Raw genomic sequence first — 14,315 nt, 5'->3', positions numbered from 1 at the left:
ACGTGGAAAGTAATTGGGTCAAATAGGCCCGACACTGTGTCGGGCGTTTCACGTAGGTATTAGCTGCTTTTGGCGCAAACCTGAATAGGCAGTCCGTTGAAGTCGCTTTTTGTTTTGCAGGTGATGCTCCAAAGGTTGCGGCCGCCGTCCAGCGGGCAGGTGGTCGAGGCGCCGGGGGTGCCGTCGCCGCAGATCGGGGAGCAATAATAGGCGCTGTCACCAGATTTCAACTGCACGCAGGCGGTGCCGTCGGGGCAGTCGCCGGTGCAGGTGCTGGTGCAAAGGCCGACCTCGAAGACGTCATCCAGGCAGGTGCCGCCGGCACATGCGCTCGCCGTGGCGGCGCTGCACTCCAGGCCGATATTGACCACGCCCTCGGGCACACATGCCTGCTCGAAGGTCAGCGACCCCGAGTCACGTGTGGGTATCGAGGCGCAGGTCATGCCGTCAAGCGCGCAGGTTTGATTGCACGCCGGCACGCAATGATCTTGGCCGAGGGCGGGGAAGTCCTGGGCGGAGGCGCAGACTTCGCCGCTGCCGCAGCTGCCGGGCGTGCAGCCTGCGCTGCAATAGGGCGTCACGGCCTCGCCGCCGATGGGGCTGCAGGATTCCTCCGCGCCGCAGCGGCACAGGGCGTTGGCGCAGTCGCTATTCTCGGCGCAAACCGCGCCGTTCGGGGCGCCGGAGACGCAGGCGCCGGCCACGCAAGTGGTGCCGTCGTCGCAGGTCTCGGTGCGCCAGGCGGTGCCGCCCGGCCGGCAGGTCATCAGGTTCGACGCGTCGTAGCATTTCTTCTCGCCAGCGTCGCAGATCGGGCGCGTCACGCAGGCTGCGCTCACACATTCTTCGTCTTCGGCGCACGCCGTCTCGACGAACTCGGAGCCATCCGGCGCGCAGATTCGCGTCGTGTTTTCATCGGCGCAGGCGTTGTCGCTCGGCCGGCAAAAGGGCGCGGTGTCGATCTCGGGTTGCACGTCCTCAACGCGCGTATCCTCTGCCTGTGCGTCCTGGCTCGCGTCACCCTCGGAGTTCGCGTCGACTTCGATATCTTGCCCGATAACATCATCGGTCAATTCATTACTCGCACACGCCCCAGAGGCGGTGACGGATAACATAATGATTAAGATGAACAGTCTCGAATATCGCACGCGTCGGCTCCTGGTAAAAAGGATGCAAAACAAGTGTTCGGAAACGCCCCATCGCTTCGGGTTTTAAGCTTGAGCGCGCAGGTTATACCGCGGGCATCAGATTCCAAAGTGTCGATTAAGCCTGTCGATAAGGCTACGCTGAGCATCGATGCATTTCAATGCGACCGCGCGCCAAAGAGGCCCTATTCCCCGGAGGCCGTGGTCGCCGGGTTGGGCGCATCCTCCTGGGCGCGTTGGGCGAATTCCTGGGCCAGGCCGATCTCAAGGAGGGTGACCCGCGCGACGATCTCGTCGAGATAGCGCCGGTTCTGGGCGGTCAGCGAATGCCCGATAAACCAGCCGGCGACGCCGCCCAAGAGCACGCCCGGCAGGCGGCCGCGCAGCAGCGACCCTTTGCCCGAGAGCAGACCGAGCTGGGAGCCGATGATCACCATCTCGATCGGAAAGTCGATCTCACGGCGAAAGTCCTCAAGTTCGTCGGCGAGTCCGGCGATGCGCGCCCGCGCGGCGCGCAGCTCGCCGCGGCCGATATGAGACTCGATTCGAACAAGGCGCATCGCGTATTCGCCAAGGCGCATCTCGCTGCGGGCATTCAACTTCATGAAATTGGTCATAGTGTTCTCTTTTGGGCTGCCAAATATCTAGCATCGTGGCAAATGAAACTTCACTTCGAAGAGGGTCAACATAGGCTTGAGTCGGCGCAAGTTCAAGCGACACATTATCAAAATCGCCCCCCGGACGGCCGCCTGGGGCAGGGCGCGCGGCCGAACGCAAAAACGCCCCGGGAGGCGATGGCCTTCCGGAGCGTTCTTGCTGCTCTTAGATTTTTAAAGTGGAGCCTATCGGGATCGAACCGATGACCTCTACGCTGCCAGCGTAGCGCTCTCCCAGCTGAGCTAAGGCCCCAATGGGGTGATATGGTTACTCTTTTTGGGTGCTTCAAGTGGAGCCTATCGGGATCGAACCGATGACCTCTACGCTGCCAGCGTAGCGCTCTCCCAGCTGAGCTAAGGCCCCGTCACCTTTTTGGGCGCTGTGGTTCAAATGGAACCCACTGCCCAACGGGAGGCGATGTATATGAGAGGATTTGCGCGCTGTCAATAAGTATTTGCTTTTTTGCGCGGAAAAATTCGCAAAGTCCTGCGTCGGCCCCCGTCAGCCGGCCGGAACCTGCTCTTTAAGATAGCGCACATAGCCTTCATAGCCCGCCTTGGGGTCGCGCTGATGCAGGGTTTCGAAGGCCTTCAGCGCGCCGGCGATATCCTTTGCCTGGTAGGCCAACACGCCGCGGGCGAAGTCGACATTATAGTGGGGCAATAGACTGGGGATCTCGGAGAGGTATTGAAGGCGCTTGGCGTCGGAGTATCCGGCGGCTTGTTCGACGCGCCAGCGCGCGAAGATCTCGGTCTCATAGGAGGTCAGCAAGAGCCAGGGTGAGTATTGGTCCTTGAGCAGGTGGGCCGCGCGGTAGCGCGAGAGGATGTCGGTCACCAGCGGCGCATCCGACGAGGTCCACGCCCCCGTCTTGTCGACCAATCCGCGCTCAACGAGCATCGCCAGTAAATTGCCGCAATTGTCGCGGTATTGGCCGAATCTGTCGGCCGGCGGGTCGCTAAGCGCCTGCTCGAGCGTCACGTCTCCGGCCCCGAGCGCCTTTCGCAGTGTATCGAGCCCCTCCGAGCACGCGTCGCGCAAGGGGATGGTGGCCGCGAGGAATCCCTCATAGCCGGTCGCTGGGACCAATTCGTTGCTATAATAGCTCAACTTCTCGATCGTCGAGGCCTCCGCGGCAGCCCCCGGAGATACGAAGTCAAAGCGGTTGACCTCGCGCGCGGTGTTCAGAAATTGCGCCCACTCATCGGGCACCTGGTCGAGCTGTACGGACTTATATTTCTCGTCGCGCTCCTTCTCTAGTCTTTTGGCGTCGATATCGAGCGCCTCGAAGGTGAAGTTGCGCGCGCTGATGTTATTTTTGCCCGGGAGCATCAAAAAGCCGACGGCCGCGGCGAGGAGGACGCAGACCCCGAAGGTGACCGCCAGGGGGGAGAAGGAATCGCCGTGGGCCTTTGTCCGCGTATTTTCTTCGATTCTCGTCTCAGAGGCGGAAGAATTGGCGGGGTGGTTGGTGTTGTTCTCGGACATGGTCTACTCGTGGACTGAATATGATCGAATATTTGGTGCCGACGCGGCGCTGTAGGCTGGGTCGCTTGTCATCAGCCCGGCATATGTGCAGACTGCGCATCGTAGTTGACCCACGCGTGATAACGCAATCATGGGGACCGAGTCGTCCTGAAGGTTATACCGGCGCAGACGGCCCAAGTCGACTTTCTTGAAAAACACGATCTAATCTATCAATGAGGCACAATGTTAACAGAAATTTTCTTAGACGCCGCCTTGATCGGCGCGGAATGGGTGCTGTGGCTCCTGGTCATCCTGAGCATTTTGAGCGTTGTCGCCATGGTCGAGCGCATCCTGTTTTATGGGAAGCGAAATATCGATCTGCAGGCGGTGCGCCTGAAGCTTGAGGAGTTGCTCGGAAAGGACGATTACGACGGCGCCGCGAAATTCCTGGAGGAGTCGGGCGACTCGATGGAGTCGCGCGTGGTGCTCTTCGGGCTGCGCGATTGGCGAAGCGGCGTGGCGTCGGTGGAGGACCGGATGAGCGGCGCGCTGGCGACCGAAAAGGGGCGCTACAATAAGCAACTGCCGTTTTTGGGAACCATCGGTAATAACGCGCCCTTTATCGGGCTCTTCGGGACGGTGCTTGGTATTATCGGCGCCTTCGATAGCCTTCAAAGTGGCTCCGAAGAGGCGGCTCAGGCAGTTATGGGCGCGATCTCCGAGGCGCTGGTCGCCACCGGCGTCGGCCTTCTGGTCGCGATTCCGGCGGTCATCGCCTTCAATATCTTCCGCTCGCGTATCCAGAAGTCGGTCGCCCAGACCGACCTGCTCGGGCGCACGCTGCTTGCGCATATGCACCGGGAAGACGGTGCGGATGGCAAGGCTGCCAAACGCACCGATGGAAGCGCTGAATAAGAGGGCGCCAGTTCATGCGCGCTTTGCTTAGGCGCTCGTCAGTTCAATTCTAGCACCCACGAGTCTAGTTATGGCCGGGTTTGACACGGGAAGCGGTGATGACGACATCATCGCTGGCATCAACATCACCCCATTGGTGGATATCATCCTGGTGGTCCTCATCATCTTCATGGTGACGACCTCCTATATCGTCAAAGAGCAGATCAAGGTCGACCTGCCGCGCGCGGCCTCCGGCGAAGCCGAGGTCACGAGCACGCTGACGTTCAAGGTCAGCAAGGACGGCGAGTATTTCCTCGACGGAAACGAGACCTCGCTCGACAATATCGGCGCGACGGTGAAGACGCGCGTCGCCGAGGACCCGACAATTCGCGCCATCATCGCCGCAGATAAAGGCGTTGAGTACGGCAGCGTGATCGACCTGATCGACACGATCAAGCAGAACGGTCTGGAGAAGTTCGCGCTCAATATCGAGAAGAAGGCGGCCGCGACCTCAGTATCGGAGAGCCCGTGACAAGCGCCGATCCTGACAGCAAGAAGCCGAAGGGCGGGGCGGTCGAGCCGGTGGTGCGCGACCCGCTCCTGGTGGAGCCACGCTCGCTGGGCCAGCGGATCTTTTCGGGTTTTGGCGGCCTGGTCAGCGCCGTGGTTCTGCACGCGGTCGCCGCGTTGCTGCTGATGTTCTTCGCGCCGATGTGCAACGTCAAACCGAGCGCGAAGCCCCAGGATGATTCGGTCGTCGCGGTGGCTGTGGTGCAGGAGACCCCACCGGAGGTTGTCGAGGTGGAGCCGGAGCCCGAACCCGAACCCGAACCCGAGCCCGAGCCCGAGCCCGAGCCCGAGCCCGAGCCGGAGCCGGAGCCCGAGGTCGCGCCTGAGCCAACTCCCGAACCTGAGCCGACGCCGGAGCCGGAGCCGAAACCTGCGCCTGAGCCCAAGCCGACGTCCACGCAGGATTCGACGGCCACCGAGGCGGAGTCGATGAAGGCGGTGAACCTGGAGGGACTCTCCCAGGAATCAACCTCCACCGACGCGGACGCGCCGGCCTTTAAGATCGGCGAGAACCTGAACACCGGCAGGGTGACCAAAAAATACGTGGACCCGAAGCGTTTCGGGAATATCATCACAGGCGATGGGGACGGTGACGGTTATGGCGCGGGAAGCAAACCTGCGGCCGGCTCGGTGAAAAAGCCCAGCGGTCCGACGCGCAAAGCGCGTGGCCTCAAGCAACCCAAGGCCGACCCCGATGATTATCCGCTCTCGGCCAAGCGCCGCGGCGTTGGCGGCACGGTCGTGGCGATACTGAACATCGATACAAAGGGAAATGTCGTGTCGGTCAAAATCGTGAAGTCGGCCGGCCCAGAGTTCGACACGCTCGCCGCGGCGACGTTTAAAAAATGGAAATTCGACCCGGCGCTCAAGGATGGGGTGCCGATAAAAGATACGATTCGTGCCACACATATCTTCGAAATCCAGAAATAAATGCGCTTTGCGCTAAATTTGCACCAACTTGCGGCCGAATTTAATCTGATTTTAATACCAAGCCCTTTGAATATAGGTAATGATTTCGATAGTTTAAAGCTGAGATTGGGACGCTACTTTGCTCCCGAATACGTGCGTTACGCGCCCTGGGTTCAAATCCACAGAATTTGAATGCCTGGCCAAAGTACTGAACGGACGATCATTTTTCTTGCATTCTATATATTTGTGCAGTAGAAGTATGTTCAGTGGTTCGAAATTCAGTGCGCCACGTCAAAATCAGGACGCTGCCATGCTTCAGCAAAATTATCTTAATCATTCGACCGCCGCTTCTTCTTACCAAGCGGATCGCCTCTCCATCGACGAAATCCTGGCTCGCCGCCAGGCTCGACTCGACGAGCGAAAAAACGAGTTCCCCCCGGACTTCTTGCACGGTCAGATCCAATTGGATGAGATCTACCGAGTGTTGGGAGCCCGCTGGGTTGAGGACGCGATTTTCGTCGAGGAGTTCCACGATGAAGACGGTGAGCTTGTGGCCTGGACCGTCGCCAGCTTCGAAGACGAGTTCTTAAGCCTCGAGCAGTCGATGCGCGATGAGGATGACGACTTCTTCGAGCGATTCGAGGAGCTTAAGTCGGACCGCCGCCATCAGATCGTCTTGCGCGTGGCGCAAAATGGGCGTGCTCAAGCCGGGGTCGCAAAGGATGACCGTATCCTGGAGATGCGCTGCACGCTGGGGCGCCTGCTCGAATTGGAGCGCAAGCACCTGGGCGTGGTGCGGGACAAAGAAGTCACCGATGTGCGCGAGATCTACTCGCGACGCGAAGAGATTCTGCAGGACTCGCGCACCAATATTTTGTCGCTGGTCTGCTTATGCGCCCGCCTGGCTGATTGAGGCGTGTCGGCGTGAATCGAACTACGGGGAGCGCAATATCTGCGAGGTCGCTATTCAGCGGCCTCGCTTTTTGTTTCAATGGTATCCAGGAGCGTGCGCACCTTATTCGACAATTCTCGCCGCTCGACCGAATCCGGTAGGTAATCGGGCTGAATCGTGCGTTGAACCGCTTCGGCTTGAGCCCGAAGAGGGGCAAGCCGGGACGTCGGCGGGTCGGTCTGGACGATACGCGTCAGCACCTCCACCAGGCATTCGAGGACGTGAATCTGGGTGCGAGCGGCGCGCCGAATCTGGTCGAAGGCGTCGGCGACACGGGCATCGAAGTCGCGGCTGGGAGTCACCAGCATATTGCCGTGAAGCCCGCGGACCGAGGATGGAATCGTGCGCCCGGCGAGTTGGCCAATCCAGTCGCCCAGTTGCACCAAGACCTGCTCAGCGGTCGTCGGGTCATTGACCCCTGGGGAGAGCGCGCGAAGGGCGATGTCGACGAGTTGGCGGACGCCGAAGTCCGGGTTATGAGCGACCGAGAGGTCCTGGCCAAGGGTCAGACATTTTCGCGCCATCTTAGTGCGTTTAGCCCGCTCGGACTTGCTGACGCCGTCTTCAAAATACAGATCAATGATGGGGCTATCCACGGTGACGAAGTCACCCATACGCGGCCAGATTCGTGCGGCGCGCACGGGAGATTTTAATAGTTTACTGAGCCGGTCACCGTCGACATTGCGCAGATATCCGGACGTCTGGCTTTGCACGCGATGCCTATTTTCCGTGTCTTCATCGAGTCGGGCGATGAGCTCGGCATCCTCGTAGGCCGGGTCATATTCTCGTCCGATCTGCTCGGGGTAGAGGGTCCTGCCGTTCTGCATCACGTCGGCGTGGATGCGGTGGGCGATGTCGGAGACGCGCAATTGCTCCGAGACGTGATGCACAAAGTAGACCAATAGGCCGAGGCAGCTGACCGCGAGGGCGAGCGCGACCCACATGGAGAGCCCCGGGATGAAGACCTCCCGACCTTCGCCGGCGTCCTGCACCTGCCGGGCCACCAGGACGGCGTAGACGAAGGTCGCCAGGTAGGTTCCGAGGACAAATTGCTGGCCCCGGTCGCGCCGGAAGATGACGATGACCCGCGGTGAATAATTGCCGGCGGCGAGCTGCAATACGACGGTGGTGATGGAGAATACCACGCCGACGATCGTCGCCATCGACGTCGCGATGGTGCCGAGAATCAGTCGCGCGCCTTCGGTGCTTCCCTCGAAGGCGAAGGGGAACCAGCGGTCGATGGCGGCCGCGTAATTGCTGTCGAGGTAGACCATAAATGGGGCGAGCAGGAGCGCGCCAACGACGAAAAGCGCCGGGACCAACCAGAGGCTTTCGCGGACCGAAATCCACCAATTTAGTTCTCGTAATTTCATTCTATTTCGCCTCGAATGCATACAGATATGCGGAGCTGCAGCGGTCATACAACATCGTTTGCACTTCGTATATCCGCGGCGTAGGATGCGGCCGGCGGTCGCTTTTTTTCAAACGCAATTGCGTTTCAGCGGCGTTCGTCGCAATCCTATGGTCAATCGACGCGTACGTTGAGCCGCTTCGTCGTGAAGGTAAACGACGCGCGAAGAGAGTCGAACGCGTCGACCCAGTCCGCTGCCTCCTGAAAGCCCGCCCTCGTATGAACTCATCTAAGATCGAAGATTTCTCTGCCGCTGGGACCTCTATTTGGCGTGGCGGTGTTTGGGTGCCCGACGCCGCGGGGTCGACCGTCGCGGCGCGTTGGGCCGGGGCGGCGCCTCGAATTGATATCGTCATCCCGGTGCTCGACGAGGAACAGAGCATCGGGCGGGTGATCGGCGATATCCCCAGAGAGATGATTCGACAGATCGTCGTGGTGGATAATGGGAGCCGTGATTCGACCGCCGAGGTGGCGCGCGCCGCGGGGGCCGTGGTGATCGCCGAGCCGCAGCGAGGCTACGGCGCCGCCTGCCTGACCGGGCTTCGGCATATCGCCGCGGACCCGCCCGAAATCGTCGTCTTTTTGGACGGGGATTATAGTGACCACCCCGAGGAGCTTCCCCGGGTGGTCGCGCCGATCCTGAAGGGCGGCGTGGACCTGGTCATCGGAAGCCGCATCCTGGGGGAGAGCGAGCCGGGCGCCTTGCTGCCCCAGGCCATCTTCGGCAATTGGCTCGCCTGCACCCTCATGTCGCTGCTCTTCGGCTATCAATTTAGCGACCTCGGCCCGTTTCGGGCGATTCGCTGGGAGAGCCTCGAAGCCTGCGAGATGCGCGACGAGGATTTTGGCTGGACCGTCGAGATGCAGATTCGCGCGGCGAAGTTGGGGCTGAGCGCCTGCGAGGTTCCGGTGAGCTATCGAAAGCGCATCGGAGTCTCGAAGGTCAGCGGCACGGTGATGGGGAGCGTGCGCGCCGGCCATAAGATTTTGGATACGATATTTCGACAATATTTCGTGGCGTCCTAGCGCGAGGTCGAGGGCTTCGTCTTGGTTTTGATGTTCTTGCAGAGGATATATGTCTCAGGGTCCCGTAAATAGCCGAATTGAAGACGTCGCGGTCGTGGTCTTTGCGAAGCCGCCGGACGAGGGAAAGGTGAAGACACGCCTGGCCCGCGACATCGGCGACGCCATGGCCACCGGACTTTACCGGTGCTTTTTGGCCGATATCAGCGCAATGGTCAGTGACTTCGTCGCCCGGTCCGACGCGGCTGTGACGCCCATCGTCGCGTATAATCGCGACGCGCAGCATGCGGGGTATGCGGAGTTTCGGCGCCGGGGTTTTCGGTTTTGGGACCAGGGGGAGGGCGACCTCGGGGCGCGCATGGCGGCGGTGAGTCAGCGTTGTTTTGACGCAGGCGCCCGGCGGGTGGTGATTATCGGGGCCGACAGCCCGACGCTGTCGCCGCGGCATCTTCGCAACGCGCTCGAGGCCTTGGACGCCCACGATATCGCCCTCGGCGCATCTTTTGACGGCGGCTATTATCTGGTGGCGATGCGCCGGGCGAGTCCGCAGATTTTCAAGGGAATCGATTGGAGCACCGACCAGGTCCTGGCCCAAACGGTCGCGGCGTGCAGGGCGTCTTCGCTCTTGTGTGCCACGCTTGAATTCTGGTACGATGTCGACACGTTTGGTGACCTGATTTTTTTAAAAACGCACCTTCTTAGCGTCCTTCAGGAGTGCGAGTCCGAGAGCGTCTTAGCAACAGCGCGGTATTTAGAGAAACTCGACGCAGCAGGCGTCTTTTCGTAAAGAATTCGCATATTTAGGCCTCAGGAGTTATTTTGGCGACATCCGCAAAAGCAAGTAAATCCAGCGATAAGGGCGTGAAGCAATGCCCCGCAGGCACCGTCCTTTTTCGCGAGGGCGAGGTCGGCACCAAGATGTATGTCATTAAGTCGGGTCGGGTTCGGCTGAGCAAAAAGATTCAGGACTCCTCCATTGTCCTGGAAGAACTCGGGGCGGGCGGATTTTGCGGAGAGGTCGCGATGGTCAGCGACCAGCCTCGCCCGGTGACCGCCACGGTCGTCAGCGACGCGGCGGTTATCCAGATCGACGCGGGTCAATTCGAGAATATGCTGCGCAGCAATTCGGATATCGCGGTGCGCATGATGAAGCGTATGACCCAGCGATTGACGCGGGCGCAATTTCGCCTGGCGAACTTCTCGTTGCGCACCACCAAGGCGCGCCTGATGCATCAGCTTCGCAACGAAGCGCTCAACCGGTCGACCGACGGCGGGCTGCAGGCGACGGTGCCGATCCCCGACGATATCGCGGCCTCGCTCGGCCTCGAGATTGGCGAACTGAAGAAGATCCTCACGGCGCTGGTCAAAGACGAGCTGATCGTGGTGGACGCGCGCGGCTATTTCCAGATCATCGACGTCGAAGCGTTCGACCGCTTCCTGCGCTTTCTCGAGCTTCATGACCGCTTTGAATACGACTCCTAATCGTGGATGACTCGGCATTGATGCGCTGGGATAAGACGAGTTGGGATTCCTTCGTCGCGCGCCTGTATCGGCAGCGTGAATTCGTCATTAAGCTCGGCCTGGCGCCCATCCTTGAGGCGCTCGAATTAGAGGGACAGCCACAGCGAAGCCACGCGCGTATTCTGGTCGCCGGCAGCAATGGCAAGGGCGAGACCTCCGCGTTTATCAGCGCAATTTTAAAAGCCCACGGCTTAACCGTGGGCTTTTTTAGTAGCCCCCACATCATCGACTTTCGCGAGCGTTTTCGGGTCAACGGTGGCCTGGTGTCACGCGAAGAGCTGATGGCGGTGGGCAACCGGGTTTTGGAGCGCTACGGGGACCGCGATACGCCTGGGCCACAGCTTACATTTTTTGAATCCGCGGCGCTGATGGGCGCGCTGGTATTTCGGGAGCGCGGGGTCGATGTCGGGGTCTACGAAGTCGGCCTGGGCGGTCGGCTCGACGCGACCAACGCCCTTGAGCCCGACCTGAGCGTGGTGACCTCCATCGCACTCGATCATACCGATTTTTTAGGGGGCACACTCGACGCGGTCGCCGGCGAAAAGGCGGGGATTTTTCGCCCCGATAAGCCCGCGATTATCGGTCGGCAGGCGCACCGGGCAGCCTATGAGGCGCTGGTCAGATTGGCGCCGGAGCGCGCGCGCTTCTTTGGCCCGGACTTCCGCGTGGACGCGAGCGGCTGCATTGAACTCGGCCCAGCAGATGACGCGCGTGTGCTGCGATGGCGGGTGGATATTGCCGCGACCGGGCTGTGGAACGCGGCGTGCGCGACCGCCGCGGCCGCGCAATTTCTGGGCGATAGCTTCGCGCCAGACCTCGCGCTTGAGGGGCTTAATAATTGCCGCTGGCCGGGGCGCCGGGACCGCCGACGCCTGATGGCTCCCGGCGAGTCGAAGGCCTATGAGTATCTCTTCGACGCGGCGCATAACCCCGACGCCGCAGCGATGCTCTTTGAGCATATCGCGCGCCAAGACATCAAAATTGCGGCGGTCGTATGCACCTCGATGCGCAATAAGGATGTGGCCGGAACCTTCGCGCATATACCCGCGGACGTGCCCATTTTTGGGGCGTTGCTCGACTTCGAGCGCGCGGCCTGTGCCGAGCAACTCGGCGCGGCCCTTCGGGGCAAGTGTGTCCGAGAGTTTGGCCCGGCGCCGGCGATGCTCGCCGCTGCGCGGGCGCAGGTCGACCGCGCCGACGCGCGGGCCAATCAGGCCGGGCAGGGCGGCGTGATTCTGGTCTTTGGGTCGATCTACCTATTGGGCGAGTGTTTTAGCGCGCTGGGCGTCGAGCCGGACTCGTTGCGCAGTGATATTGGCTAAGTTGCGGGAATAAAGCGTATGAATAGGGTGGGAAATTGGGGCGGGCGGGTTGCCGTGGGCTATCTCGTGCCTACCTTATGGCCGACAACAGCTATTGGCTAAGGAGTCCGAAATGACGAAAGACAAAGAATTCGACAAACCCAAATCGACCGACTTCCATGGGCGCAAACGCGAACTGATCAAATACGGTCGCGAAAAGGGGCGCCTGACCTGGCCCGAAATCCGCAAGGCGCTCCCCCCGGAGCACCTCAGCGGGACGGAGCTGGAGGTGCTGCTCTTTACCTGCAAGAATATGGGTATCGAGATTCGGGAATGACAAATTGAGCGTTTGAAAGCGCTCACCACACATAAAAAGACCCGCGGCTCCGATATCGGAGCCGCGGGTCTTTTTATGAAGCTAGCGCGTCAATCAGTTGTTGCGCTCGCCCCAGAAGGTGCCTTCAACTTCGGCGGAGGTGCTGTCGCTGAAGCGAATCTGGACGTCCCATTTGCAGTTCAGGTCAGCCGGGGTGTCCTGGCCGAGGTACTGAACGAGCGGAAGCGGCTGGCCTTCCCAGTTGCCCTGATAGGTCTCGGGCTGAATCAGGGTGCAGTGCTGCTCGGAGGGCGTGGCGATCAGGAAGTGATCGGTGCCGGTGGCGACGAGGTTGGTTGACGCGTAGTCGCGCAATTTGTCGCTGGCCTCGCCAAGCAGGTTGGTGCAGAGGTTTTCGACGACGTTATAGAGCGCGCCGCTGGTGTCACCGGTGGCGGACTCGGCGAGGTCTTCGCATTTGATCAACTGACCCAGGGCCAATTCAAGCGAGTCACAGGCGAGGTTATTGTTGGGGCCGCAATCGTCTCCGAAGATGGAGGGCAACACGATTTTCTCCAGGACGCCGACCAGCAGCGCGCCGTAGTTAAGCGTAAGGGTGTGCTGGTTAATCTGGAGTTTGTCCGAGCCGAGCAGGGTGCCATCAAAGACGCCGGTGACCGGGTCGATGAGGAGTTGCGTCGAACCGACGCGGCGCGTCGCACAGGCTGCAGGGTCCGGCGCGGTGTCACAACCACGGCTCCAGTTGAAGACGAAGTCGTTCCAGGTCTGTGCGCCGGACTCGCTCGGCAGCACGCCGATCAGGTTGCCGTTCGCGTCGACCGAAACCACCGGCGCGCTGTTGAAGCGCATGGTGCCTTCGACGGTGAAGTGGCGCAGGGTCTCGTAGATGTCGGAGGTGATCGTAACGGTATTTCCGACCCACGACGGGGCGCTATTCTCGAGCCAATTCTCGGCGATGGAGTTGATGGCGTCGCGCAGCACGCCGTTGCCGATGCTGGAGTCCATGAATCCAACGATGGCGTCTTTGAAGTCGCCGTCGGGGAGGAAGTCGACCAGCAGGTTGATCAGGCCGGGGCTATCGGGCGGGCAAGCCTGGGGGTCAACCGGGTTGGCGCCGCAACCCACGATGAAGCTGCCCGGGTCGTTGGCGAGTCGGCCGATCATGCTGACGACGGTCTCGACGGTGGGCGGAAGCGCGCCAACCAGGTCGAAGTCGTGGACGACGTTATAGGTGCCCACGATATTGGGCAGATGGTCGACCAGGTCGACGACGACGTTGACGGACACGCCGTTCTCCACCGCCGGGTTATTGTCGGTGCAGCCGTAGGCGACTTCGACGTCGCCGTTATAGTTGAGCGAGCGCGCCCAGGCGCCGACGGTGTAGGCCTGGCCGTTGGGGCGGTCGGGGAACATCACGGTCGGCATGGCGCCGGTGCTGTCCACGCGTCCCTGGCTCTCGAGCACCGCGGTCTGGTTCGGGTTGCTCAGCAGCGACTCGCAGGTGACGGTGCTCGGGAAGAGGCGCACGTCGATGGGCTTGATCTGGGCGGTGCCGGTGTGGGTGAAGTCGACCACGTAATTCGCGCGGTCTTTGCTCGAGACGCCAATCATCCAATTGATCGGAGCGATCTCAGCGTTGTCGGTTTTGGCCGACAGTTGACCGGTGCCGGCCGACTCGCCGCCGCGAAGCGTGACGCGGGCGATACCCTGGGAGTCGGTATAGGCGCTGCTGGTGCTGATGCTCAGCTCGGTGGTCCCGAAGTTGGATTCGAAGGTAACCAGCGCGTCTTTGACGGGTTGGCCGTCGGCGTCGAGGAGTTGCGCTTTGAGCTCGGTTTCGGTGCCCATGATGACGCTGACCGTGCAGGTGTCTTGGGCCGGCGAGCACTCGGGGGCGACATGCATAAGCTTCGCATTTTCGGGAGCTTCGGTCGGATCGTCGGGGCGGGGGTCAACCTCGCCGGATTGGTGGGTCTCACCGGGCTCATCAGTGCAACCAAAGCCATTGGCGATAAACAGGCCCATGGCCAGCAACGCCGCGATTCTCTTTGCGCTCATCATAACTAATTCTCCTCAAATTCAAGCGTCCTGCTTGAACGCGCCAACTCACGTCAGCTCTATTAAAAGG

Annotated in this window: 14 protein-coding genes and 2 tRNA genes; 9 read left to right on the top strand and 7 right to left on the bottom strand. The window is 60.9% G+C overall.

Annotated features, from left to right (window positions below):
• Positions 1-59 precede the first annotated feature (59 nt).
• From DN745_RS08290 to DN745_RS08270, 5 genes are all read right to left on the bottom strand, one after another.
• Complete coding sequence (locus DN745_RS08290) at positions 60-1,073, bottom strand: hypothetical protein (protein WP_111333762.1); 1,014 nt, start codon at positions 1,071-1,073, stop codon at positions 60-62.
• A gap of 257 nt (positions 1,074-1,330) precedes the next feature.
• Positions 1,331-1,762, bottom strand: coding sequence for a hypothetical protein (locus DN745_RS08285; RefSeq protein ID WP_111333760.1), 432 nt, complete (start codon positions 1,760-1,762; stop codon positions 1,331-1,333).
• A 219-nt stretch (positions 1,763-1,981) separates the two neighbouring features.
• Positions 1,982-2,054: transfer RNA gene (locus DN745_RS08280), tRNA-Ala, on the bottom strand.
• A gap of 38 nt (positions 2,055-2,092) precedes the next feature.
• Positions 2,093-2,165, bottom strand: a tRNA-Ala gene (locus DN745_RS08275).
• A gap of 138 nt (positions 2,166-2,303) precedes the next feature.
• Entirely contained in the window at positions 2,304-3,290 is a 987-nt protein-coding gene (locus tag DN745_RS08270) for a hypothetical protein (protein ID WP_111333758.1), read from the bottom strand.
• Between the two features lie 222 nt (positions 3,291-3,512).
• Between DN745_RS08270 and DN745_RS08265 the strand changes: the two genes are divergently transcribed.
• From DN745_RS08265 to DN745_RS08250, 4 genes are all read left to right on the top strand, one after another.
• The gene (locus DN745_RS08265) at positions 3,513-4,184 is read left to right on the top strand and encodes a MotA/TolQ/ExbB proton channel family protein (RefSeq protein ID WP_111333756.1); all 672 of its coding nucleotides are present in this window, start codon (positions 3,513-3,515) and stop codon (positions 4,182-4,184) included.
• A 70-nt stretch (positions 4,185-4,254) separates the two neighbouring features.
• Positions 4,255-4,695, top strand: coding sequence for an ExbD/TolR family protein (locus DN745_RS08260; protein ID WP_111333754.1), 441 nt, complete (start codon positions 4,255-4,257; stop codon positions 4,693-4,695).
• A complete protein-coding gene (locus DN745_RS08255) occupies positions 4,692-5,663 on the top strand; it encodes an energy transducer TonB (protein WP_111333752.1) in 972 nt (323 codons plus the stop codon). Before DN745_RS08260 ends, DN745_RS08255 begins: the two co-directional genes overlap by 4 nt.
• 289 nt (positions 5,664-5,952) lie before the next feature.
• Positions 5,953-6,555, top strand: coding sequence for a hypothetical protein (locus tag DN745_RS08250; protein WP_111333750.1), 603 nt, complete (start codon positions 5,953-5,955; stop codon positions 6,553-6,555).
• Positions 6,556-6,605: 50 nt separating this feature from the next.
• On the opposite strand, the gene DN745_RS08245 is transcribed toward DN745_RS08250, so the two are convergent.
• Positions 6,606-7,967, bottom strand: coding sequence for a DUF2254 domain-containing protein (locus DN745_RS08245; protein ID WP_162687546.1), 1,362 nt, complete (start codon positions 7,965-7,967; stop codon positions 6,606-6,608).
• Between the two features lie 257 nt (positions 7,968-8,224).
• On the opposite strand from DN745_RS08245, the gene DN745_RS08240 reads away from it, so the two are divergent.
• The 5 genes from DN745_RS08240 (at position 8,225) to DN745_RS08220 (ending at position 12,187) form a co-directional block, all read left to right on the top strand.
• Positions 8,225-9,031 carry a glycosyltransferase family 2 protein gene (locus DN745_RS08240; protein WP_111333746.1) on the top strand — a complete coding sequence of 269 codons (807 nt, stop codon included), beginning with the start codon at positions 8,225-8,227 and terminating at the stop codon, positions 9,029-9,031.
• A gap of 49 nt (positions 9,032-9,080) precedes the next feature.
• Positions 9,081-9,815 carry a TIGR04282 family arsenosugar biosynthesis glycosyltransferase gene (locus DN745_RS08235; RefSeq protein ID WP_111333744.1) on the top strand — a complete coding sequence of 245 codons (735 nt, stop codon included), beginning with the start codon at positions 9,081-9,083 and terminating at the stop codon, positions 9,813-9,815.
• A gap of 32 nt (positions 9,816-9,847) precedes the next feature.
• Positions 9,848-10,510 carry a Crp/Fnr family transcriptional regulator gene (locus DN745_RS08230; protein ID WP_162687545.1) on the top strand — a complete coding sequence of 221 codons (663 nt, stop codon included), beginning with the start codon at positions 9,848-9,850 and terminating at the stop codon, positions 10,508-10,510.
• 2 nt (positions 10,511-10,512) lie between these two features.
• A complete protein-coding gene (locus DN745_RS08225) occupies positions 10,513-11,871 on the top strand; it encodes a bifunctional folylpolyglutamate synthase/dihydrofolate synthase (RefSeq protein ID WP_111333740.1) in 1,359 nt (452 codons plus the stop codon).
• 112 nt (positions 11,872-11,983) lie between these two features.
• Entirely contained in the window at positions 11,984-12,187 is a 204-nt protein-coding gene (locus tag DN745_RS08220) for an RNA polymerase sigma factor region1.1 domain-containing protein (RefSeq protein ID WP_111333738.1), read from the top strand.
• Positions 12,188-12,280: 93 nt separating this feature from the next.
• On the opposite strand, the gene DN745_RS08215 is transcribed toward DN745_RS08220, so the two are convergent.
• Entirely contained in the window at positions 12,281-14,248 is a 1,968-nt protein-coding gene (locus tag DN745_RS08215) for an Ig-like domain-containing protein (RefSeq protein WP_111333736.1), read from the bottom strand.
• Positions 14,249-14,315 lie beyond the last annotated feature (67 nt).

This window comes from Bradymonas sediminis (assembly GCF_003258315.1).
Lineage (GTDB): Bacteria > Myxococcota_A > Bradymonadia > Bradymonadales > Bradymonadaceae > Bradymonas > Bradymonas sediminis.
The sequence above is the reverse complement of the archived record's forward strand: the minus strand, read 5'-3'. Positions and strand labels throughout refer to the sequence as shown.